The sequence below is a fragment of the Nonomuraea sp. NPDC049625 genome (assembly GCF_040675285.1).
Classification (GTDB): Bacteria; Actinomycetota; Actinomycetes; order Streptosporangiales; family Streptosporangiaceae; genus Nonomuraea; species Nonomuraea angiospora_A.
Genome location: NZ_JBFAOQ010000043.1, coordinates 1 through 21337 on the forward strand (window position 1 = coordinate 1; position 21337 = coordinate 21337).

At 66.2% G+C, this 21337-nt stretch carries 24 protein-coding genes; 10 read left to right on the top strand and 14 right to left on the bottom strand.

The annotated features are described in order from the left end of the window. The coding region (locus AB0J87_RS63775) for a transposase (protein ID WP_363985713.1) at nucleotides 1-311 on the bottom strand (311 nt) is incomplete at its 3' end. A 262-nt stretch (nucleotides 312-573) separates the two neighbouring features. Here AB0J87_RS63775 and AB0J87_RS63780 point away from each other — a divergent pair. Then, a complete protein-coding gene (locus tag AB0J87_RS63780) occupies nucleotides 574-1497 on the top strand; it encodes an IS3 family transposase (protein WP_363985715.1) in 924 nt (307 codons plus the stop codon). Here AB0J87_RS63780 and AB0J87_RS63785 read toward each other — a convergent pair. Continuing rightward, complete coding sequence (locus AB0J87_RS63785; RefSeq protein ID WP_363985717.1) at nucleotides 1465-1977, bottom strand: hypothetical protein; 513 nt, start codon at nucleotides 1975-1977, stop codon at nucleotides 1465-1467. The two genes, AB0J87_RS63780 and AB0J87_RS63785, sit on opposite strands and share 33 nt — an antisense overlap. 428 nt (nucleotides 1978-2405) lie before the next feature. On the opposite strand from AB0J87_RS63785, the gene AB0J87_RS63790 reads away from it, so the two are divergent. Both AB0J87_RS63790 and AB0J87_RS63795 read left to right on the top strand, forming a co-directional pair. Continuing rightward, the gene (locus tag AB0J87_RS63790) at nucleotides 2406-2822 is read left to right on the top strand and encodes a hypothetical protein (RefSeq protein WP_363985719.1); all 417 of its coding nucleotides are present in this window, start codon (nucleotides 2406-2408) and stop codon (nucleotides 2820-2822) included. Further along, the gene (locus AB0J87_RS63795; RefSeq protein WP_363985721.1) at nucleotides 2819-6706 is read left to right on the top strand and encodes a hypothetical protein; all 3888 of its coding nucleotides are present in this window, start codon (nucleotides 2819-2821) and stop codon (nucleotides 6704-6706) included. Before AB0J87_RS63790 ends, AB0J87_RS63795 begins: the two co-directional genes overlap by 4 nt. A 256-nt stretch (nucleotides 6707-6962) precedes the next feature. Here the strand turns inward: AB0J87_RS63795 and AB0J87_RS63800 are convergent, their stop codons facing one another. Further along, a complete protein-coding gene (locus AB0J87_RS63800) occupies nucleotides 6963-7238 on the bottom strand; it encodes a hypothetical protein (RefSeq protein ID WP_363985723.1) in 276 nt (91 codons plus the stop codon). A gap of 614 nt (nucleotides 7239-7852) precedes the next feature. Beyond that, a complete protein-coding gene (locus AB0J87_RS63805; protein WP_363985725.1) occupies nucleotides 7853-8005 on the bottom strand; it encodes a hypothetical protein in 153 nt (50 codons plus the stop codon). 344 nt (nucleotides 8006-8349) lie between these two features. On the opposite strand from AB0J87_RS63805, the gene AB0J87_RS63810 reads away from it, so the two are divergent. The 4 genes from AB0J87_RS63810 (at nucleotide 8350) to AB0J87_RS63825 (ending at nucleotide 12740) form a co-directional block, all read left to right on the top strand. Further along, on the top strand, nucleotides 8350-8877 hold the full coding sequence (locus AB0J87_RS63810; RefSeq protein WP_363985727.1) for a hypothetical protein: 528 nt from the start codon (nucleotides 8350-8352) through the stop codon (nucleotides 8875-8877). A gap of 64 nt (nucleotides 8878-8941) precedes the next feature. After that, nucleotides 8942-10018, top strand: coding sequence for an aminoglycoside phosphotransferase family protein (locus tag AB0J87_RS63815; RefSeq protein ID WP_363985729.1), 1077 nt, complete (start codon nucleotides 8942-8944; stop codon nucleotides 10016-10018). Further along, nucleotides 10015-12357 (top strand): lanthionine synthetase LanC family protein, encoded by a 2343-nt coding sequence (locus tag AB0J87_RS63820; protein WP_363985731.1) that lies wholly within the window; start codon nucleotides 10015-10017, stop codon nucleotides 12355-12357. The genes AB0J87_RS63815 and AB0J87_RS63820 overlap by 4 nt, the downstream gene beginning before the upstream one ends. Beyond that, on the top strand, nucleotides 12354-12740 hold the full coding sequence (locus AB0J87_RS63825) for a hypothetical protein (RefSeq protein ID WP_363985733.1): 387 nt from the start codon (nucleotides 12354-12356) through the stop codon (nucleotides 12738-12740). The genes AB0J87_RS63820 and AB0J87_RS63825 overlap by 4 nt, the downstream gene beginning before the upstream one ends. A 204-nt stretch (nucleotides 12741-12944) precedes the next feature. On the opposite strand, the gene AB0J87_RS63830 is transcribed toward AB0J87_RS63825, so the two are convergent. Then, nucleotides 12945-13100, bottom strand: a complete 156-nt coding sequence (locus tag AB0J87_RS63830; RefSeq protein ID WP_363985735.1) for a hypothetical protein — start codon at nucleotides 13098-13100, stop codon at nucleotides 12945-12947. A gap of 124 nt (nucleotides 13101-13224) precedes the next feature. On the opposite strand from AB0J87_RS63830, the gene AB0J87_RS63835 reads away from it, so the two are divergent. Next, entirely contained in the window at nucleotides 13225-13533 is a 309-nt protein-coding gene (locus AB0J87_RS63835; RefSeq protein ID WP_363985736.1) for a transposase, read from the top strand. Between the two features lie 76 nt (nucleotides 13534-13609). Here AB0J87_RS63835 and AB0J87_RS63840 read toward each other — a convergent pair whose 3' ends face one another. The 6 genes from AB0J87_RS63840 to AB0J87_RS63865 form a co-directional block, all read right to left on the bottom strand. Continuing rightward, nucleotides 13610-13828, bottom strand: coding sequence for an integrase core domain-containing protein (locus AB0J87_RS63840; protein WP_363985738.1), 219 nt, complete (start codon nucleotides 13826-13828; stop codon nucleotides 13610-13612). Nucleotides 13829-13852: 24 nt separating this feature from the next. Beyond that, on the bottom strand, nucleotides 13853-14776 hold the full coding sequence (locus AB0J87_RS63845; protein WP_363985740.1) for an IS3 family transposase: 924 nt from the start codon (nucleotides 14774-14776) through the stop codon (nucleotides 13853-13855). After that, a complete protein-coding gene (locus AB0J87_RS63850; protein WP_363985742.1) occupies nucleotides 14773-15132 on the bottom strand; it encodes a transposase in 360 nt (119 codons plus the stop codon). Before AB0J87_RS63850 ends, AB0J87_RS63845 begins: the two co-directional genes overlap by 4 nt. Further along, nucleotides 15104-16033 (bottom strand): hypothetical protein, encoded by a 930-nt coding sequence (locus AB0J87_RS63855; protein ID WP_363985744.1) that lies wholly within the window; start codon nucleotides 16031-16033, stop codon nucleotides 15104-15106. Before AB0J87_RS63855 ends, AB0J87_RS63850 begins: the two co-directional genes overlap by 29 nt. Before the next feature lie 169 nt (nucleotides 16034-16202). Next, nucleotides 16203-17489 carry an alpha/beta fold hydrolase gene (locus tag AB0J87_RS63860; RefSeq protein WP_363985746.1) on the bottom strand — a complete coding sequence of 429 codons (1287 nt, stop codon included), beginning with the start codon at nucleotides 17487-17489 and terminating at the stop codon, nucleotides 16203-16205. Next, nucleotides 17486-17962 carry a MarR family transcriptional regulator gene (locus AB0J87_RS63865; protein ID WP_363985748.1) on the bottom strand — a complete coding sequence of 159 codons (477 nt, stop codon included), beginning with the start codon at nucleotides 17960-17962 and terminating at the stop codon, nucleotides 17486-17488. Before AB0J87_RS63865 ends, AB0J87_RS63860 begins: the two co-directional genes overlap by 4 nt. 74 nt (nucleotides 17963-18036) lie before the next feature. Between AB0J87_RS63865 and AB0J87_RS63870 the strand changes: the two genes are divergently transcribed. Next, the gene (locus AB0J87_RS63870) at nucleotides 18037-18903 is read left to right on the top strand and encodes a hypothetical protein (RefSeq protein ID WP_363985750.1); all 867 of its coding nucleotides are present in this window, start codon (nucleotides 18037-18039) and stop codon (nucleotides 18901-18903) included. 299 nt (nucleotides 18904-19202) lie between these two features. Beyond that, nucleotides 19203-19451, top strand: a complete 249-nt coding sequence (locus AB0J87_RS63875; RefSeq protein WP_363985752.1) for a hypothetical protein — start codon at nucleotides 19203-19205, stop codon at nucleotides 19449-19451. Here the strand turns inward: AB0J87_RS63875 and AB0J87_RS63880 are convergent. From AB0J87_RS63880 to AB0J87_RS63890, 3 genes are read right to left on the bottom strand one after another with little or no spacing between them, the layout of a single operon-like run. Beyond that, the gene (locus AB0J87_RS63880) at nucleotides 19442-20365 is read right to left on the bottom strand and encodes an NAD-dependent epimerase/dehydratase family protein (protein WP_363985754.1); all 924 of its coding nucleotides are present in this window, start codon (nucleotides 20363-20365) and stop codon (nucleotides 19442-19444) included. The genes AB0J87_RS63875 and AB0J87_RS63880 overlap by 10 nt on opposite strands. Before the next feature lie 2 nt (nucleotides 20366-20367). Beyond that, nucleotides 20368-20676 carry a hypothetical protein gene (locus AB0J87_RS63885; RefSeq protein ID WP_363985756.1) on the bottom strand — a complete coding sequence of 103 codons (309 nt, stop codon included), beginning with the start codon at nucleotides 20674-20676 and terminating at the stop codon, nucleotides 20368-20370. Between the two features lie 28 nt (nucleotides 20677-20704). Next, nucleotides 20705-21241: a hypothetical protein gene (locus AB0J87_RS63890; RefSeq protein WP_363985758.1), complete on the bottom strand. Its 537-nt coding sequence runs from the start codon at nucleotides 21239-21241 to the stop codon at nucleotides 20705-20707. Between the last annotated feature and the right edge of the window lie 96 nt (nucleotides 21242-21337).

Below are 21337 nucleotides of genomic sequence, written 5' to 3' on the forward strand. Positions count from 1 at the left end.
CGGGCCCGATCGGGTCGGTTGATCTCCAGGATCTGCATGTCGTGGCGGCGCAGGAAGCGGTTGAGCGCGGTGCCGTGCGAGCTGGTGCCTTCGACTCCAGCTCGTCGCAGCCGGCCGTGTCCGCGCGCCCAGTCCAGTAGCGCGGCATATCCGTCGGCGGTGGCCGGGAACGCCTGGGTGCTGAGGAGCACGCCCATGACGGTGATCACTGCTGCGACGTGCACGTCGTTGTGGGTGTCCACGCCGAGGACGATCTCCTCATGAACGTCGGCGTCGGCAGGGACGGTGTGGTCGTCGGCGGGGCGGATCACGGATCTCCTCACAGGCTCGGAAGGTGATGGTCACCGGCCGGGCGAGGAGGTCAGGACTGTGATGATGCACATGGCGAGGCCCCTATGGGGACACATCCACGCCTGGTCCGGCGGCACCGCCCGGGCCAGGGCGACAGGTCATCACCAAGGCACGGTGGCCAGTCTCAAGCTGGGTCAGACCCTGGCTTGTCGGGCGGTGCCTCTTCAGTCTCACAGTGCTCAAGCGCTCTGTGGTCTTGTGGGTCAAAGAGGCGATGGGCCGGTGAGCGTGGCGGCCTTCATCAGCTCCCAGAAGACCGAGCACGGCATCGACCACGTCACCTCCTGCCGGGCATTAGGGGTGTCGCAGTCCTGGTTCTACAAGTGGAAGAACCGCATCGGCCAGGACACGCCGACTGCCCGCGAATGCCGGCGGGCCAGCTTGGACGCGGAGATCACCCGCCTGTTCGAGGCCTCCGGGGGAACCTACGGCTCGCCCCGGATCACGCGTGACCTGCATGAAGTGGGCTGGCGGGTATCAGAGAACACCGTCGCGGCACGCATGGCCGAGCTCGGCTTGGTCGGCCGAAGACGACCCAAGCCGCGGGCGTTGACCCGGCAGGGCAAGCGGCCGGCCGCCCCGGATCTGGTCCGGCGGAAGTTCACCGCGCCTGCTCCGGACGTGCTGTGGTGCGGCGATGTGACCGTGATCGACACCGGCGAGGGCAAGCTGTATCTGGCCACGGTCGAGGACCTGTTCTCCCGCCGGCTGCTCGGCTACGCCATGTCCGAGCATCACGATGCCGCGTTGACCTGCGCCTCACTGCAGATGGCCGTCGCCACTCGCGGCGGCGACGTGGACGGGGTGATCTTCCACTCGGACCGCGGCTCGGAGTACACCGCGGCCCGCTACCAGGACCTGTGCCGGCGTCTGGGCGTGGTCCAGTCGATGGGGCGGGTCGGCTGCGCGCTCGACAACGCAGCGGCCGAGGCGCTCAACAGCACGCTCAAGGTCGAGTACGTACACCGCCACCGGTTCCGCACCAGGGTCGAGGCTCGTCTAAAGATTGCGACCTGGACCGCCGACTTCTACAACATCACCCGGCGGCACAGTGCCAACGACGGCTCGTCGCCCGTCACATTCGAGCACCACATGATCGAGAAGAGGAAAGCCTCATCGGCCCTGCTGAGGACCGCTGTGGCATAACACCGTCTCCACGTTTTCAGGGGATTGACACACCGCCACCGCCAGGACTCTGCGGACCGTCCCCTCCCCTACCCGATACCCAAGACCAAGAAGCTCGCCCTTGATGCGCCGATGCCCCCAGCGTGGATTCTCCCGCGCCAGCCGGACGATCAGATCACGGATCTCTTCGGAGACCGAGGGCTGGCCCTGCTTGGCGGGGTAGGTCCACTTCTTCTTGACCAGCCTGTGGTGCCAGGCGAGCAACGTGCTGGGCGTCACTATGCAATGCAGTCGGAGGCGAGCAGGTAACAGCCTGGCCAGCGCGGCCAGCAGCGCTCGATCAGCCCGGTCCGGCCCGGGCTGGACGACCTGGCGACGCAGCACCGCGACCTCGTGCCGCAACACCAAGATCTCCACCTCTTTGGAGGCGCTGTTCCGAGTGAGCAGCACCAGCCAGCCGAACACCCTGATCACCAGCAGATACAGAAGCCGAAACAACACGAGAGACGAGCCTAAGACCAGGTCAGGCCCCTCAGCTCCAGTTTCTGGCACCGGACACACACACGAGGCCAGCCAACTTACGGATAGAACCCTCGGACGGTCAAGAGAAGACTCGGTAAAAGGCTCCGGACGGCCGTTAGGGCCGCTTTCAACTGGCTGCGTCAAATGTCGACCAAGCCGTCACCCGGTGCCTACACCTGTGGATTTTTTGTCCAACCGACAGGGGAATTAGCTCTGTCCAGGATGGAAGGGCGGGTGAGCATGCGATTCTCCGCCAGCATGACATGGTGACCAAGATATTGATCAAACCATGTCCTCGAGGACGCTGATCTGCTGGGGCCACGTTCAACATGCAAGCTGTCCCGCTGGTAATGCCGGGCAGCGCGTTCTACCGTGATTACCGAGAAACAGTGCGTAAGGGGTGGGGCATGGATCCGATCGTGCTGGCTGCGGGGACGGCTTTAGTGACGGCGATGGCCACTGATGCCTGGCAGCAGGCTCGTGCTGGAGCGGTCGCCCTGTGGCGGCGGTTCCGCCCTGATCAGGCTGACGCAGTGGAGATTGAACTGGCCGAGGTCCGTACGCAAGTGCTGGCCGCCCGCTGCGACGGCGATGACGACACCGAGCGCGCGCTGGCGGGCTCCTGGCAGGTGCGGCTGGCCCAGCTACTGCGCGCCGATCCCGCCCTGGCCGAGGAACTGCGGCGGGTCTTGGACGAAGACCTCACTCCGGTGCTGCCTCAGGCCGAACAGGAACAGATCGCCTCCATCGTGATGAAGGCGACCGCCAGCGGGCATGGCCGGGTATATCAGGCCGGTCGCGACCAGCACATCACCGACCGGTGACCGGTACGCCGGAAGAGCCATTCCAGAACTGGAATGGTCCCATGGGTGTGCCGAACAAGCTGGATCCGCAGCAACCGGAAGCCGATTCGGACGGTGAGGGGGTTCACCTGGAGGCGCACGCCTCCGGTCAGGCCCGCATTCACCAAGCGGGCAGGGATCAGCATTTCCACTACGGTGAGGGTCTGCATACGCGGCGACGCACCGTGCCCGGCGCTCTGGCGCCGGAATGCCCCTATCCGGGGCTGGCCGCCTTCGGACGGCACCAGGCACGCTGGTTCTTCGGCCGCGCTGGCTTGATCGCTGAACTGCTCGCCCGCCTCGACCTCCGCCTGAACAAAGGCGGAATACAGGCGGTGGTCGCGCCCTCCGGGGCCGGCAAATCCTCGCTGCTGCAAGCTGGATTGCTGCCCAAGCTGGCCCACGCCGCTCTGCCTGGCTCGGACAGGTGGCCGACACTGGTGTTCACTCCCACGGCCGACCCCATTGAGGCATTGGCCGCCCAGCTCTGCACGCTCACCGGTACAGGCACCGCTCGGATGGTCGAAGAGCTGACTACCGATCCACAAAGATGCGTGACCATGCTGCGGCAGGCACTGCGCGAGCACACCAGCGCGGAGGACGCTCCAGAGCCGCGGATCCTGGTGGTGGCAGACCAGTTCGAGGAACTGTTTACCCAGTGCACCGACGAGCGGCAGCAGGGCATGTTCATCGACCTGCTCACCCAGCTCGCGAGCTCACCAGCGGACGTCGCCACCGCAACGCGACCTGTGGCGTTGGTCGTAGCAGGACTACGGGCCGACTTCTACGCCGTCTGTGTCGGCTATCCGCAACTGCGGTCAGCATTGCAAGACAGTCCGTTACTGGTCGGCTCGATGTCGCAGGCGGAGTTACGCGAGGCTATCGTCTATCCCGCCCAGGATGTGGGACTTGAGATCGAGCCGGGGCTGGTCGAGCTGCTGTTGCGCGATTTGGGCATCACGGCTGACACCGGCGAAGCGCAAGCGGCCGGCTATGAGCCGGGCCGGCTTCCGCTGCTGGCCCACGCTTTGCGGACCAGTTGGCAGCAACGGCACGGCGCCACCTTGACGGTGGAGGGATACCAGATCACTGGCGGTATCCACCGCGCCATTGCCACCACTGCCGATCACGTTTTCGCTGGTTTGACAGCCGACGGCCAGGCGATGGCCCGGACGATGTTCCTGCGACTTATCAAGATCGGAGATGGCACCCAAGACACCCGTCGGCGTCTGTCCCGCTCCGAATTGGTGGACGCCAGCGCCGATCCGTCTACCGCCGCGGCGGTAGTGGACGCCTTCACCGCTGCTCGGCTGCTCACCCAGCACCACGACACCATCGAGATCACTCATGAGGCCCTTCTACGCGGCTGGCCCCAGCTACGATCCTGGATCGAGGCCGACCACGGCTTCCTGCTCGTACGCCAAGAACTCAGCGATGACACCGCCGAATGGCTCAGGTTCGGGCGGGATCCCGCGTTCCTCTACAGTGATACCCGTCTCGCCCGTGCTCTCGAAGCTGTGGACGACGGCGGTCTGGACGATCTGGCGCCGGCCGAGAAGAGCTTTGTCGAGGAGAGCAGAAGGCGTCAAAAACGCCGTATCCGGACCGTCTACCAGATCATCGCGACCTTGACGGTATTTCTCCTCGTCGCGGTCGTAGCCACCGTGGCCGCGATCAACGAGGCGAGCCGCACGACCGAGCAAAGGGACATCGCCAACAAGCAACGCGACGGTGCACTCTCGCGCCACTTTGCCGATGTGGCGAAGAGCACGCCGGATCCGTCGCTCAAAGCCCAGCTCAGCCTGGCCGCCTACCGATTCGCCGACACCCCAGCCGCGCGTGCTTCGCTGTTATCCACCCTGGACTCGCCCACAGCCACCAGCCTTGCTGCGCACGCCAGCAGCGCGTCGGACATCTGGTTTCGCGCTGATCGGCCACTGATGCTGTCCTCAGCGGACGACGGGGTGCTGCGCGTTTGGGACACGACGAACATCAAGGCGCCTGCCCTTCTCGCCACCTTGGGCGGAGACGACAAACCCATCTGGCAAGCAGCAGTCAGCCCAGTGTCACCGATCATGGTCACGGTCACGTCGAACCTCGTCGTCCAGCTATGGGACCTCAGCGATCCCGCTCACCCGGTACCAGGAGGCACCTTCAACGGCAGGGACCGTTACATCAACGGTGTCGTCATCAGCCGCGATGGACGGACCATGGCATACGCCACCACCGGGAGAGTGGCGTACGTCGTGGATATTAGGGATATTCATCGCCCCAAGCTGCTCAGCTCGCTGAAGCCGTGGAAGTTTGGCTTCCATGGGATGTCGCTCAGCCCAGATGGGAAGACGCTGGCGATCCCTTCGACGCGTGGGCTTGACCTGTGGGATCTGACCAACCCCCAGCGACCCAAGCGCTGGTCGAAGTTAGAGGCGGACGATCCGCTTCCATCGAAGGTGGATCTCTCCGACGACGGCAGGAGCGCCATCGCCTACGACGGAGACACCATCCAGTATCTTGACCTGTCCCGCCCCACGCGTCCCGTCCGCAAGGTCGCCAAGAACGTCCACGACTTCAACGCTAGTGCCGTGAGTCCGAACCGTGAGATCGCCGCCCTCGCCTCCACCGACGGGAAGCTTCGGCTGTGGGATCTTGCAGACGCTTCCCACCCGAAACCGTTGGCCGATTTCCGGGGGAGCGGGGATGCCCTGCAGTCGGTGGCATTCACCCCCGACGGACGCACCCTCGCCGCTGGCTCGAACGACGGCACGATCCGCTTTTGGGTTTTGGACCAGCTCGTCAAGCCGCGCCCCGCGGCGCGCCTGGGGATCCCCTCGGCCAAGCTCGCGCGTACGGCCATCGCGCCGGGCAGGAAGCTCGCGGCGACCCTCGACGAAAGCGGGACGCTGCGCATCTGGGACATCGCTCGGCTCTCGTCTCCTGTCCTGCTGGCCACGCGCAAGAGCGGCGAGCTCCGTGGGCTGTATCGATTCGAGTTCGCTGCCGAAGAGCAAACCCTTTTCATGGTCGACATTTACGGAGAGCTGCGAACCTGGCAGTTGACCGACTCCACACGGCCTGAAGAACGCCTGCTGTTCAAAGGCGACAAGACACTCGTGAGCAACACGCTCATGCTGAGTCCTGATGGCCGCATGGTCGCTTTCGGGACTAACCTCATCGTCCACGTGTTCGAAGTCCGCGTCTCCGGCCCTCCCGCACATCGGGGCAGCCTGGAAACCGACAACGGGTATCCTTACAGCGTCGTCGAGTTCACGCCAAACTCCCGCATCGTCGTCGGCGGCACGGGAGGAAAACCAGGCACCGGCACATACGGCGGTGGCATGAGTGTCCTGCTGTGGAGCCTGGCCAAGATGCCGGCGCAGAGGCAGAACAGCGATATCGAAGTGGACCAGACTGCCACAGCGATCGCCTTCACCCGGGACAGCCACATCATGGCCGTGGCCACCGTTGACAAGATCGTTCGTCTTTTCGACATTAGGAATCCAGCTCGTCCAACCTTCCTATCGGATGTCGAGGCCGACGTAGAATCCGTAAACGGGCTAACCTTCAGTCCCGACGGACGCTATCTCGCGGCCGCCACGGGTAGCCGGATCCACCTGTGGGACGTCAGCGATCCCCTCGTACCGGACAGTATTGATCCGCTATCGGTCCACTCCGGTCACATCCAGCAGGTGGAGTTCACCCCTAATAGCGGAGCGGTGATGACGGCCACAGCGGATGGCACCGTGAGCGCATGGCAGCTCGACCACCACACGGCCATCAGCCAGATCTGCTCCCAGGTTGGCGGCCTTACCCCAGAACAGTGGAAGCGTTTGATCCCCGACGCCGCCTATCGCCCACAGTGCTGGTGAGCAGTCACGGGTGAGAGATTGCAATTCTGTTGGGAAGAAATCCTGATAATTCCGTGGCCCGCCGACGTGCACCCGCGGCGCTGGAAGACGCGAAACGCCATGGATGGCCAAGGGGTTTCAAAGCCCGAAGCACAAGCGAAGAGTCGCGTGTATCGAGCAGCGGAGATTCCCCCCGCCGAGAATTACATCCAAGCAGATCAAGCGGCATGTGAGTACTCGTGGAAGAACCCGCCAAGCCGGTCCCGCCGACGTATGTTCAGGTCGACGATTCGCGTCGGATTCGTGATCGGGTCCGGGACGGCGCGTTGCGGACCCGCTTGATCCAGGGCTTGATGAGCACGGTGCCGGTTGTAGAACTGTTCGTACTCACGCAGGGCGTACTGTAGGTGGCGTTCGTTTCCCACAGCAGGCAGCGGTCGAGCAGCTCACGGCGGCGCGACTGCACCCACCGCTCCATGGCCGCGTTCATCCGTGGCACCCGGATCGCGGTGAGAACGGTACGGATACCGGCCTCGGCCAGGATCTCGTCCATGAGGCTGGGGAACTTCCCGTCTCGGTCCCGGATCAGGTAGCGGGGCCCGACAACCGACCTCTTCCCGGTCCATCACGAGATTCTTCATCACCTGGACGACCCAGCTCGCGGTCGGATGGGCGGTGGCACCCAGCACGCGGACGCGCCTGCTGGCGTGCTCGATGACAGCCAGGATGTACTGGCGCTGCCCAGCGAGGGTGACGGTCTCGATGAAGTCGCAAGCCGGCAGCGCATCGGCTTGGGAGCGCAAGAAGTCGGCCCACGAGGTGGAGGCCCGATCGGGGCCCGGTCAAGCCCTTCCTGCTTAAGAATGTCCCAGACCGTGGAGGACGCGACCGCGATGCCGAGCGCGGCCAACTCACCATGCACTCGCCGATATCCCCAGGACGGGTTCTCCCGGACCAGGCGCAGGATGAGCGTGCGGATGGAGCGGACCGTGGGCGGGCGCCCCGCCCGCTTCGGCCGACACATGCCAGCATGACGCCGTCTCATCAGATCGCGGTGCCGGCGCAGGACGGTATCCGGCCGGACGAGAAGCCGCAGCCGGCGCAAGACCTCGCGGGGTAGCGACGTCAGCAGGGCGGCGAGGAAGGCACGGTCCTCGGGAGCGAATCTCACCCTGGCGTCGGCACCGAGCTGCCGTTCGAGAACGGTGATTCGGTGACGCAGGGTGAGAATCTCGACGTCCTTTCCCGATCGTTCACCGTCAGCAACCGCAGTGCGGCGAAGGCGTTCCTGATGGCGAGATAGGCCAGGCGAAAGATCACGGACGATCCTCATGCCGCACTCCGAACGGTTGGGGATAACGCGCATCAGACCGTCCTCAGCAAGGCCCTGATCAGGCCGGACGAGATTATCGGCTGGCGCAGTGTCGCTTCGGGGGATGCGGCGAGGCCTCGGATCTCTTGTGGGAATGTCGTGCATTGTCCTTGAAGGGCGACCTCGACTGGTTCACCGCTGGCCCATAATTTTGCCAGGTCATCGTATATGGTGACAAATTTTCCGCTTCCCCAGGAAATTTCGCCTCAAATGGTGATTCTAGGGTTGGAAGTTATCGCACTTTCCTAGCAGAATCGGATTTGCTCTGGTCGTGCGTGGAAGGTGGGCCAAGGTGAGAAGTAAAGAAGAACGCAACCTTCAACCGGACGAGTTCGTTGACCACATTTCGGGAAATCGGCAGATTCCACCTGATGTGCAGGCTTTCGCCGGGTTTTTGGGGAGGGCGCCTGAGCAGGGGCACTGGCGGCTCTTCCTGTCGGCCGACCTGACAGAGTTCCTGGAGTTCGAAGAGCGCGACCTGGTTCACCACACCAAGATCGATCCCGCCGCGAGCATCTTGGGGGGAACCGTGATCTGGCTTCGCCGTGACGCCACGGTGAGGCACACGCGGTTGGACACGCATCAGGCCCAACTGGAGTTTCTGGTCGGCAACATCACCACCGGTCATCTCGGTGGCACGCTCGGCGCCGTGGTCGCCAGGAAACCGGGCGGGGGCGGAATCAAGTCGATTCCCCCTCAAGCCTCGGTGTGCATCGCGTGCCCGACTGGAGGGGGCGAGCACACGTGCGTGCCGGCGGTCTGCACGTTGGCGACCGGTTGCCTGACCCAAGTGCCGACCGACTCGGGCTGCCGACGCTGAAAGAACACGCTACCGGTCCGTAAGCGCGTCTGAAGTACCGGTGGGAGAGGGGGGGTGGTGTGAAATGCTCGGACGGCCGGAGATCGTCGGCTATCTGATCGACCGTGGGCTGCTTTCACCGAGTCACGTGGTCGGCGACGACCTCGCCGTCCTCGATTTCTCACGGCGGCACGTCAACTTCGCCGTCACGACGACGGGCGGTCCACGCTACTTCCTCAAGCAGGCTCGGGATCCGGCAGGACGGGCTGCCCTTGCCCGCGAGGCCGCGGTCTATCGGCATTTCCAGGACTCCGACGACCTGCCGGGCATTCTTGCCCGTTACCACTCGTTCGACGTCGAACTCGGGGTCCTCCTTCTCGAGTTCGGCAGGGAGAACACGACCCTGCGAGGGGCGTGTCTCGATCGTCGCCGTCCATCGGTGACCGGTGCGGCGACCGCAGGACGTGGTCTTGCCCGATTCCATCAACTGACCGGATCGGCCGACGCGCCGCTGCCGCCGCCTTGTCCGCCGTGGGTGGTGCGCATCCATCGGCCCGGGTCGCGGATCCTTCAGGAGTTCAGCGCCACCAACATCGAGCTGATCCGCATCATCCAGGCCCATCCACGGTTCGGGGGGCTTCTGGACGAGCTGGCGGACGGATACGAGGAGACGGCGTTCATGCATGGTGACGTGCGCTGGGACAACTGCCTGCTCATGGTCTCGGAACGGGGACGCTCCACGCGGATGAGGCTCGTCGACCTCGAACTCGCCGGCAAAGGGGATGCGGCCTGGGACGTGGGCTGCTTCTTCGGCGAGTACCTGGGATCGTGGGTCCTATCCCTGCCCGTGACCGCCGGCGCGATGGACAGTGCGCTCATCGGCACGGCGGCGCATCCGCTCGATGCCATGCAGCCCGCGATCCGGGCGTTCTGGCGGTCCTACGAAAAGGAGTACGAGCGCGGGACGGGGAGGAAGATCGAACCGGCCTTCCTGCGGCGGGCCGCGGCCTTCGCTGGGGGCCGGCTCATCCAGATGGCGTTCGAGCACACGCAGGAAGCCCCGCAGATGACGAGCCAGGCCATCTGCCTGCTCCAGTTGAGCCTCAACGTGATGGAGCGTCCCGCCGAAGCCGCCGGGCACCTGCTTGGGATCGCCGCATGACCCCCTTTCGGCAACAGCTCTGGGAGGCGGTCGAGCAGGTCACGATCACCTCGGCGACCGACTTCGAGTGGTTCGGTGAACCGGTGCCCGGCCTGCCGGCCTCTGTCCGCCGGCGGCTCGATCCGGTGTCGGCGCGCGAATCCCTGGTCAACCGGTTGACCGCATATCTGTACACGCACTTCTACTGTCCTGGGCGCGCGCGGCCCGATCGGTTTACCGGCCGGTTGCCGCAGGGCCAGGACTGGCTCGCCTTGGAGACGTTGTCGGCCGCCAACTCGGGTCGTGGGGGTGCCGAGCCGGGCTGGCGCGTGATCGAAGAAAGCGGGACCTGCCTGCGGGTCCAGAAGAACGGCCTGACCGTCGACGTCGACCTATCGGACCTGGCGGCTCCCCGGACCGGCGGGACCGCTGTGAACGTGAGCCTTGCCATGCCGTCCGAGCTCACGAAGGCGTCCCCCGGCTTCTACGTCGCTTTGAGCGACGCGCCCTGGACGCCGGTCGGCGGGATCGTCCGGCTGTACTGGAACATCGGACCGGACCAGGCGACACTCCTCCTCAAGTTGGTCACACTGGCGTTGAACCGTGCGCGCGTCGGTTTCCGCCTCAAGGTGCTCCTGCGCTCCGCCCGGGCGGACCGGGCCGACGTCGCCGTGCTGTACATCGACGCGGCCGATGTCGAGCGCGTGTGGGACGTCGCGGCGGACATTCTTGCGCAGCTTCGCGTTCGCGATGCCGCCGTTCCCGCCATGACCAAACCTCTCGCGCCCGGACTGTCGGTCGCCGAGGACCCCGGGAACGGCCAGAGCTTCGGAACGCACCGGTCCGGCATTGTGGCGGAGGGTATCGTCCAGGCTCGGGAGGCTCGCGCTCGCGGCGTGTCCCGTCGCCTCGCCACCGTCCTCGACTGCTTCGCCGAGCACGGGATCGACCCTGAGGCGCCCTACCTTGGCCGGGGCGGAACCGACCGCTATCCCCGAATCCGCGAAAGGCCCGCCCGGCAGCCATCGCGCGAGCGGATCGCGGGGCCTGAACTGCACCCCGAGGAGGCACTTTCGGTCGCGACTCTCGTCGGACGGCGGTTGCTGGAGTCGGCGATCTGGCACGACGGCCGATGCGCATGGATGGGGTTCGAAGCCGTGGCCGGGCCCAACAGCGCGGGCGAAATGACCGCGTACCGCGCCACCGGTCCCGACGTCTACTCCGGGACGGCCGGGATCGCCCGCGTCCTCGCCGACCTGTCCGCCACTACCGAAGTGCCCGAGTTTCGCATGCACGCACTTGGCGCGATCAGGCATGCTCTGGCCGCCCTCGACGCCGCCCCGCCGTCCGCGCGGCTCGGGCTCTACACGGGATGGACCGGCGTGGCATGTGCCGCGGCGGTCGTGGGCCTGCGTCTGGGCGATGAGGAATGCCTTGAACAGGCGCTCGCCGTAACCGGCAAACTGAACACCATCGACGGCTCAGGCCACGAGTTCGACCTGCTCGGCGGCCTCGCCGGCGGAGTGGTCGGCCTCCTGGCGCTGGCAACCGGACTGGGCCAGGAGATGCCGGCGGAGTTGGCCGTCGAGCTCGGCGATGCCATCCTGCGAGGCGCTGATCGCGGCCAGGGCGGCTGGTCGTGGCCGTCGCGGGCGTTGCCCAGGCAACGCGGGCTGACGGGTTTGTCTCACGGCGCGTCCGGCATCGGGTTCGCGCTGCTCGAACTGTTCGCCGCGACCGGGCTGCACAGGTTCAAGGAAGCCGCCGAGCAGGCATTCCGTTTCGAGCAGGCGGTTTTCGACGAGAAGCGCGCGAACTGGCCCGATTTCCGGAGGATCCCGGGAGTTCGCACTCGAGGCCCTTCGTTCGCCGTCACGTGGTGCCATGGAGCGCCCGGCATCGCCCTCGCCCGGCTTCGTGCCTTTCAGTTGCTTGGTGACACCTCGTACCTGGAACAGGCACGTATCGCGGCGGCCACGACACGGAATGCCCTCGACGCCACCTTGTCTGCGCCCGCACCCGACTGGGCCGCTTGTCATGGTCTGATGGGTAACGCCGAAATACTCTCACTGGTCGCCTCAGCGCTCGACGAACCCGCTTATTCGCATCTCGCCAGATCTGTTGGGCTCTTCGGCATCACCCACCACATTCGTCATCCCGCGCCATGGCCGACCGGGCCCGGCGAGGCAGAGGATCCCTCGGTCATGCTGGGGCTGGCCGGGATCGCCCACTTCTATCTCCGCCTCGCGCGATCGGAAACGGCCTCGATGTTGTTCCCGACGCCGGCCGCGTTGATGGGAAGGCTTGCTGATCCCCCGGAACCTCGGAACCGTGCCAGTCACAAGGGAGACAACAGATGAGCGTGCTGACCCACGACCGAGAGAAGCTCGATGCTGCCGCCGCGCGGCTGGCCGAACTCCTCGGCGACATCCTTTCGCGGAATCAGGAACTGCAGAAGGAATCCGCGCGAGTGCGGGCAGAGATCATGGCCGATCTCCGGCCCGTGATCGAGGCCACGCCGGTCGAAGACCGCGGAGCCATCCTCAGCTACCTCGTCGTCCGCATGCAGGAAATCTTCGATCGGCAGGGTTCGCCCAAGGTCGGATTCTCGAGCGGATGCGCCGGAGCCGAAGGAGGAGGCGTCCGCGTGACAGAGGATGGAGCGTACGCGGGCGCGTGCGTCACCGGCTCGGTGTCGGGGGGACCGACTGGAGGCGGGATAGAAGGTGGTTTCACCTACTGATCCTCGGCTCCGGGCCGGTGCCAGCCCTCGGTCTCCGAAGAGATCCGTGATCTGATCGTCCGGCTGGCGCGGGAGAATCCACGCTGGGGCATCGGCGCATCAAGGGCGAGCTTCTTGGTCTTGGGTATCGGGTAGGGGAGGAGACGGTCCGCAGAGTCCTGGCGGTGGCGGTGGCGGGGCTTTGGGCCCGCGCCGCGTCGAGCTTCACCGACTTGGCGCCAGTTCCTCGTCACCCAGGCCTCCGGCATCCTGGCGTGCGACTTTCTCCACGTCGATACGGCGTTTCTCAAACGCTTGTACATGCTGTTCGTCATGGAGATCGAAACGCGGCGCGTGCATATCCTTGGTGTCACGGCTCATCCGACCGCTGTCTGGACGGCGCAGCAGACGCGCAATCTGCTGATTGAACCCGGGGAGCGAGCGGCCGGGTTCCGATTCTTGATCCGGGACAGGGACGGCAAGTTCAGCGGAGGATTTGACGGGGGTGCTCGCTGGGGCAGGCATACGTGTCCTCAAGACGCCGCCGCGCTCGCCGCGGGCGAACGCGTTCGCCGAGCGGTTCGTCGGTACGCTCCGGCGCGAATGTCTCGATCACATGCTGGTACATGGTGAGCGGCACTTGCGACAGGTCGTGGCCGAGTATGAGCGCCACTACAACCAACACCGGCCGCATCAGGCGCTGTCACTACGTCAACCCATTCATGATCCGGCCGAAGTTGTCGATCTCACAGCTCGAATACAGCGGCGAAGCGCCGTCTGCGGTCTGATCCATGAGTATCGCAGAGCAGCTTGACGACACGCGAAACCGCAGGCCAGCGCTATGAGCGAGATTGGCACCGGACACTGTGGGTGCCAAGAACTCGGCCGCCCTATGCGGCCTGCGCGTATTCGTGGATCAGGCCGCCGAGGCGGTCACGCCGGATGACCTCGATATGGTCCTCGACCGAGTCGGGAAGGGCTCGCAGCGGAGCGGCCTGGCCCAGGGAGCGATGCGGGCGATGCTCATTGAAGTGAGCCTCGTACGCAGCCAGCACGCGCCGTAAATGGCGGGCGTTAACGATGAGGATCCGATCGAGGAGTTCTGTCAATCCCCTGAAAACGTGGAGACGGCCCTATGCCACAGCGGTCCTCAGCAGGGCCGATGAGGCTTTCCTCTTCTCGATCATGTGACGCTCGAATGTGACGGGCGACGAGCCGTCGTTGGCACTGTGCCGCCGGGTGATGTTGTAGAAGTCCGCGATCCAGGTCGCAATCTTTAGACGAGCCTCGACCCTGGTGCGGAACCGGTGGCGGTGCACGTACTCGACCTTGAGCGTGCTGTTGAGCGCCTCGGCCGCTGCGTTGTCGAGCGCGCAGCCGACCCGCCCCATCGACTGGACCACGCCCAGGCGCCGACATAGGTCCTGGTAGCGGGCCGCGGTGTACTCCGAGCCGCGGTCCGAGTGGAAGATCACCCCGTCCACGTCGCCGCCGCGAGTGGCGACGGCCATCTGCAGTGAGGCGCAGGTCAGCGCGGCATCGTGATGCTCGGACATGGCGTAGCCGAGCAGCCGGCGGGAGAACAGGTCTTCGACCGTGGCCAGATACAGCTTGCCCTCGCCGGTGTCGATCACGGTCACATCGCCGCACCACAGCACGTCCGGAGCAGGCGCGGTGAACTTCCGCCGGACCAGATCCGGGGCGGCCGGCCGCTTGCCCTGCCGGGTCAACGCCCGCGACTTGCGATGTTTCCGGCCGGCCAAGCCGAGCTCGGCCATGCGTGCCGCGACGGTGTTCTCTGATACCCGCCAGCCCACTTCATGCAGGTCACGCGTGATCCGGGGCGAGCCGTAGGTTCCCCCGGAGGCCTCGAACAGGCGGGTGATCTCCGCGTCCAAGCTGGCCCGCCGGCATTCGCGGGCAGTCGGCGTGTCCTGGCCGATGCGGTTCTTCCACTTGTAGAACCAGGACTGCGACACCCCTAATGCCCGGCAGGAGGTGACGTGGTCGATGCCGTGCTCGGTCTTCTGGGAGCTGATGAAGGCCGCCACGCTCACCGGCCCATCGCCTCTTTGACCCCCAAGACCACAGAGCGCTTGAGCACGTCACGCTCGCCTTCCAGCTCGGCGCGTTCCTTCTCCCACGCTGCTTTGTCCTGGGCGTGCTGCTTGACCAGCTCGGCCTTCTCCCGCCGCAGCCGCGCCAGCTCCTCCTGCTCGGACTCCTCCAGCGTTCCGCTCCCGTCGCCGTTGTACTGCTCGGCGAGCCGATCCATCACCCGATTGTGCAGCGTGTACGGGCTAATCCCTAGATCTCGCGCCACCTGCGCGACAGGCTTGCCGGTCTCCTTGACGATACGCACCGCGCCCGCCCGGAACTCCGGATCAAACCGTCGCCGCGTGACTCCTGCCACGACCAAACCTCTCCTGGTTCGGTCTCCACGCTAAGAGGGGAAGCGCAGTTCTCGGCGCAGGCCGCCGATCCAGCGTTCGGCGAACACGTCGGCCCGCGGAGCCCGAGGTGGACTCTTGAATGCCGATGCCCGCGGCCGTGAAGACTTCGTCGAACATCGCGGTGAACCTGGTATCCCGATCGCGGATGAGGAACCAGAACCCCTCCGCCCTGTCCCCCAGCTCGATCATCAGGTTCCTGGCCTGCTGCGCAACCCACGGCCCGGTCGGATGCCCGGTGACACCGAGGACATGTACGCGGCGCGTGCTGATCTCCATGACGACCAGGCAATACAGGCGTTGGAACAGCACAGTGTCGCAGTGGAAGAAGTCACATGCCAAGATCTCCTCAGCTTGAGCACGCAGGAACTCACTCCAGGTTGGTCCCGCGCGCCGCGGCGCCGGGTCGATGCCTGCCTTCTTCAAGATCAGCCACACCGTGGAGGCCCCCACCCGGCAGCCCAGAGAGGCGAGTTCCCCAGCGATCCGCCGGTAACCCCACCGCGGATTCTCCCGAGCCAAACGAAGTACCAAGGCCCGGCCGGAGGCGCGGATGGGAGATCGACCCTGGCTGCCGCGCTTGAAGGTCCAGCGCCGCCGCACCAGATCCGCGTGCCAGCGCAGCAGCGTACCCGGCGTCACGAACAACCGCCGACGACCCGCTGGAGATAGCAGACGCGCCAGCGCACTGATCACCGCCCGATCGGCCCACGACGGCCGAGGCCTTGCCACCTGCCGACGCAACACCGCGAGCTGATGACGCAAGACGAGAATCTCCGCATCCTTCGACCTCTGCGAGCGACCCAGCAGCACCACCCACCCCGCGAGCCGAACCAAGATCAGATAAACCAGCTGCAACGCCATGAACAGCGATCATGCCCGCCAGCGCGGAAACGCCAAACCCCAGATCAGCCCGCTGGCCAAGTTTCGGGCATCCACAGGTCAGAACTGGCGCTCTGAGGCCGTCTGATGATCTTCCCTGGCAATAGGTCGTTTGTGAGAGAAAAGTGTTTCCGTTCGCCGCGGGTTGTTGTCATGTGGCTTTGGGTTCCTGCTGGACGATGGACAGCAAGCGGTCCAGGACAGCTCCGTTGCTAGCCCGCAGACCGTCGTGTTCGTACTCGTCGGTCAGCCAGAGCCGCAGGTCGCAGATCATTTGCGCGGTATCCAGGGACAGATCCCGGGCGACGTACATGTCGTTGGCGTAGACGGCCGCAGCGATCGGCACGGTGTTGGCCGCCAATTGGGGCACGTCGTACAGGGGTGTCCAGGTACGGCGGTCGGCCAGCCGGTTGGCCACATCTCGCAGCGGCCGGAGCAGCGGGTCGTTGTCGAAGAGCCACGGGTAGATCATTTCGCCGGTGAACAGGATCGGGGTGCTGGCCTCGAGGGCCGCGGTGGCGTCGAATTGAGGGAATTCCGTTCGGGTGCGCTGGGCTGACCAGCCGGTCGGGGCGTCTGTCTGGGCGTAGGTGGCCTCGTGAAGCAGGAAGTACAGCGGATTGGCGCTCGCCCAGGACAGCTGGGTGTCGATCTGGAGCAAGAACGCGTCCGACAGGTGCGTGCCGCCGGTGAACGGGTTTTCGAGGAGGTAATGCAGCTGCCGGCTTCCGGTTGCGGCCCCGAGCAGGTTCCCCAGTGACTGAAAGGCTTCGATGGTGAGCTGTTGCCCGCTGGGTAGGCGGACGTCGTGGTCGCGCAGGTGCCGGGCGATCTGTCTGACCCGTTCGATGTCCTCCGGGTAGCGCTCGTAGTGCTCGGCGTTCTTGGCCGCCACTGTGGGATACAGGGCGCGGTAGGCGTCGTCGGCGCCGGCGTGCAGGCCGGGAAGTCCTCCGGTGATGAAGGCCTGCCGCAGGCCCTGCGGGGCGAACGACAGGTAGGTGGTGGTGCAGTAGCCGCCGAAGCTCTGGCCGAGGACGGTCCAGGGCTCGTCGTGGATCAAGGTTCGGCGTATGACTTCGGCGTCTCTGACGATGGCATCCGCCCGGAAGTGCGCCAGGTAGTCGGCTTGTTGAGCGGTGCTGCCGAGGCGGGACAGAGTGTGCCGGTTGACGGGTGTCGAGCGGCCGGTGCCGCGTTGGTCGAGCAGGAGCACCCGGTAGCTGGCCACGGCGCGGATCAGCCATCCTTCGTTGCCGAGGGGCCGGGGGGCGGAGAATCCGGGGCCGCCGTTGAGGAACAGCAGCCAGGGACGTCCTTCGCCTGCTTTGCCTGCTGCGCGTACCTCGCGCGCGTATACCTCGATCTGCCCGGCATCAGGGTCGTCGTGGTCCAGGGGGACGACGAAGGTGTGATCCGCCAGCACGAGTGAGGTCATGGCGTGATTTCGCCGGCGAGCGCGCGTTCGCGGCGTTGGCGCACCGTCTCGGCCAGCGGTGTGTCGGTCAGGCAGGTCTCGAGCACCGCCGTGGCCGCGCCCAGGTCCACGCCCGCCAGCCGATCCTGGAGCCATGCGCGGAAGGTCTCCTTGTGTTCGCGGGCGGCGCGGGCGAGTTCGCGGCCCCGTGGGGTGCAGGAGATCTCGATCCGCCGGCGGTCGTCGCTGGCGTTCTCCCGTCGGGCGAATCCGGAGGCGACCAGCCGGTCGACGAGCCGGCTGGGATGGCCCCCTTCCGCGATCAGGAGGGTGCCCAGCTCGCCCAGCGACAGCGGGCCGTACCGGTCGAGCAGTTGCAGTGCCTCGGCCTGGCTTGCGGTGATGCCGAGTGGTCGGAGCAGGTCGTTGATCCGGCGATCGGTCTCGCGGGCCAGCGCCTTGAGCAGCAGGCCGAACTCCTCGATGCGATCCATACCGCAACAATACATGCTGTGCGATTATATGCTGTGCTATATATTCGCACAGCATATAATCTCTGGAGGTTCTCATGTCGCCATCAACCCCAGCCCGGACCGTGGTCGTCACCGGCGCGAACAGCCGCACTGGCCGGGACCTGCTGCCGCGGCTGGCCGGCCCGGGCACGCGCGTACTCGCGCTCGTCCGGACACCGCACGACCTGCCGGCCGATGAAGTCATCCCGGATTGGACCCGGTCCTCACGAGCCGCGGCGGCTCTCGGGGAGGCTTCGGTGGTCGTTCATCTCAGTGGCGTCTTCGCGGCACCGGACTGGGACGGCTACGAGGCGGGCAACGTCGCCACCACCCGGATGGTCGCCGATGCGATCAGCCCGGGGGCCAGGGTCATCTACCTGTCCTATGTGGGAGCGGACTCGGCGCACGGCAACTGGTACATCAAATCCAAGGGTCAGGCGGAAGACCTGCTGCGTTCCTGCCCCGCCGACAGCGTGATCTTCCGCATTCACCCGATTGTGTCCGGAGGCGACACTCCGAGCCCGTTCGAGCTGATGTTCGGCCAGGCAAGCCCAGATGTCCCGGTACGGATCATCGGCGATGGCACGCAACGCTTCCATCCCGTCCACACCTGCGACGTCATCGACGCACTCGCGAACGCCGTCGACGGCATCGGCGAACCCGGCGTCTACGACCTGGTCGGACCCAGCGGTTTTCCGATCACGCAGATGGTCGAAATGATCAACGGGCGTCCCGTCCCGACCGCACATGTATCGGTCGAGCAAGCCTCGGCCGGGCCCTGGCCACCCCGAGCAGTCGCCGAGCTGCTGGCCGACCCGACGCAACCTGCCCACCCGGGCGTCGCGGCGCGAACCTTCGGTCTGTCCCTCACCCCAGCCGAAGCAGGATGGCCGATCCACCGCGCAACCGCGCACTCGGGCTGACACGAGTGATGCCGAACTGAATCCACCCGAAGCCCGCACCGAACGGGCCCTGGGCGCGGAGCTCGGCGATCGCCTTGCCGTAGTACCCGGTGGTCCGCTGTGATCACGGCGTTGGTGAGGAGGGTGAGGCACCAGGCCTGCTCGGTCTGATCCTGGACGTGGGGCCGGACGATGGTGCCCTGCTGGGCGTAGTGCAGATCGCGGCGCAGGGCGTGCCAGGCCCTCGCCCTTGTTGAGCTGCCGGGAGACCTTGCGGCGGTAGACCGGGTCCGACAAGAAAGCCGATCAGCGCGAGCGCGGTGGTGACGAGGAAGATGTCGTGGTACGCGGCGAAGAGCGCTTCCTGCCTGCCGGCGAGATCGGCGGCGCGGGCACCGAGGTCGGCGAGCCTGGAGTCGGTTCGCGCGGTGAGCAAGGTGGCGACCGCGGCCGAGCCGGTTGAGGCGGGCGCTGTTGCGGGTGCAGAGGTGGAGGTCGAGGGTGGGCTGGGCGGCGAGCACGGGCAGGTACGCCTTCTCCGCGATGTCACCCAGGCCGATCACGGCTGACTTCGCCCGTCGAGCGTAGCCTTGAGCGCCTGGTCGATCGGAGTAGGCGCCACGCCGAACGTGCGCTGGAAGGCCGAAGAGTCGAGCACGAACGGCTCAGTGAACTGGTAGCGGACGTGCCCGAGCTCGCCGATCAGGGGCGAGAACAGACCGGCCGCCCGCACCACGGGCCACGGCAACTGCGCCATGCGAGGCGCGGGACGGCCGAGCAGCGCCGCCACCAGCTCCCCCACCTGACGGAAGGTCACCGGCTCGGCGGTCGGCACGTGCCAGGGCCGACCCCAGGCCCGCTCGTCCCGGCCCGCCATGATCAGGGCGTCGGCCACGTCCGGCAGGTACGTGAAGCTGTGCGGCACGTCGGCCGGCCAGACGAGCTGGATGATCTTGCCCGCCCTGAGCGGGACGAGGAACCGGTCGCCCAGGTAAGACTGGTCGGTGGCGCCAGGACCGAAGTAGTCCGAGCCGCGGACCTCGGTCGCCCTGATCCGGCCGGCCTCGTGAGCGGCGCGGGCGTCGGCCCATATCTTCGCGCGTACCTGCGCCTTGGGGCTGGTCGAGGCGAGCGGCAGGTCCTCGGTCATCGGGACCGAGACGGGACCGTAGGCGTAGAGGTTGCCGAGCATCACGTAGACAGCACCACTGGCCTCGGCGGCGGCCAGGAAGGACTCGGCCATCGGCGGCCAGTCGGTGAGCCAGCGGTGATATTTCGGGTTGACGCAGTTGTAGAGGACATCCGCCCCTTGGGCGATCTCGATCATCCTCCCCTTGTCGGCCACGTCCGCGGCGACCCTGACCGCCCCTTCTGGGCCGCTGCCGGACCGGGTCACGACGGTGACCTCATGCCCCTGGGCGAGGAGTTTGGTGGTCACGTGCGTGCCGACCTGGCCGGAGCCCACCACGATGTGCTTTCCCATGATCAGACCTGTTTCCAGACGATGCGGAGTACCGCGTTGAGGACGAAGAGCGCGAAGAAGACAGCCGCGGAGGCCGTCAGGCCGGTGGAGAGCGCCAGGGTGCCGCCGCCGAACCAGAGGATCTCCAGCGCGGCCCGGGCCAGGCCGGTGAGCGGGAAGGTGGCGCTCGCGACGCCGGGGGCACCGGCGACCTGGCGGATGGCGGGAATACCGACGAGGCCCGTGCGATCGCCCGCGGAGGTGATCGTGGCGAAGCTGGCTGCTCCTCGGCTGTGGTTGGGAGGGTGGGTCGATGAAGTCCCCGGCGCCACCGGCGGCGCCCGGAGGCCTGGGTAACGGCTACGTGCGATGCCCGCTGTCGGGGTGCCCGTGTTGATCGGCGTTCGACGCCGTCGAAACCGGGCGCATGGTGGTGATGGCGTCGCTGTCGCGCACGCGCAAGGAGATGAGAAAGCCGATCAGCGCGAGCGCGGTGGTGACGAGGAAGATGTCGTGGTACGCGGCAAAGAGCGCTTCCTGCCTGCCGGCGAGATCGGCGGCGTGGGCACCGAGGTCGGCGAGCCTGGAGTCGGTTCGCGCGGTGAGCAAGGTGGCGACCGCGGCGACGCCGGCGGCGCTGGCGACCTGACGGGTGGTGGAGAATACCGACGAGGCTCGGGCGATCGCCGTAGGGGTGATCGTGGCGAAGGTGGCGGCCTGCAGGGAGATGACGGTGAGTGCCATGCCCGCGCCCATGGCGAACAGCGCCAGCCTGACTGCCCACAGGGTAGTGCCGGGCCCGACCATGATCAGCATTGCCTGGGCGGCGGCGATGATACCGAATCCTGTTGCGAGCAGGCGGCGAGGGCCGACCTTCGGGTACAGGCGGCCGGCCAACGAGCAATGCTTGAGATCTGTGGATCACTGGGAAGGGGTGTACCGTCCCGGTGATCATGTGAATCCACAAGCATGACCGACGCGCCAACGTCGGCC

Bases quoted from the DNA above. Each gene is read 5' to 3' on its own strand.
- AB0J87_RS63790 (WP_363985719.1), top strand. From the start codon at position 2,406: ATGGATCCGATCGTGCTGGCTGCGGGGACGGCTTTAGTGACGGCGATG.
- AB0J87_RS63800 (WP_363985723.1), bottom strand. From the start codon at position 7,238: ATGGACGAGATCCTGGCCGAGGCCGGTATCCGTACCGTTCTCACCGCG.
- AB0J87_RS63815 (WP_363985729.1), top strand. From the start codon at position 8,942: ATGCTCGGACGGCCGGAGATCGTCGGCTATCTGATCGACCGTGGGCTG.
- AB0J87_RS63820 (WP_363985731.1), top strand. From the start codon at position 10,015: ATGACCCCCTTTCGGCAACAGCTCTGGGAGGCGGTCGAGCAGGTCACG.
- AB0J87_RS63825 (WP_363985733.1), top strand. From the start codon at position 12,354: ATGAGCGTGCTGACCCACGACCGAGAGAAGCTCGATGCTGCCGCCGCG.
- AB0J87_RS63830 (WP_363985735.1), bottom strand. From the start codon at position 13,100: ATGAGCCGTGACACCAAGGATATGCACGCGCCGCGTTTCGATCTCCAT.
- AB0J87_RS63855 (WP_363985744.1), bottom strand. From the start codon at position 16,033: ATGGCGTTGCAGCTGGTTTATCTGATCTTGGTTCGGCTCGCGGGGTGG.
- AB0J87_RS63860 (WP_363985746.1), bottom strand. From the start codon at position 17,489: ATGACCTCACTCGTGCTGGCGGATCACACCTTCGTCGTCCCCCTGGAC.
- AB0J87_RS63865 (WP_363985748.1), bottom strand. From the start codon at position 17,962: ATGGATCGCATCGAGGAGTTCGGCCTGCTGCTCAAGGCGCTGGCCCGC.
- AB0J87_RS63870 (WP_363985750.1), top strand. From the start codon at position 18,037: ATGTCGCCATCAACCCCAGCCCGGACCGTGGTCGTCACCGGCGCGAAC.
- AB0J87_RS63880 (WP_363985754.1), bottom strand. From the start codon at position 20,365: ATGGGAAAGCACATCGTGGTGGGCTCCGGCCAGGTCGGCACGCACGTG.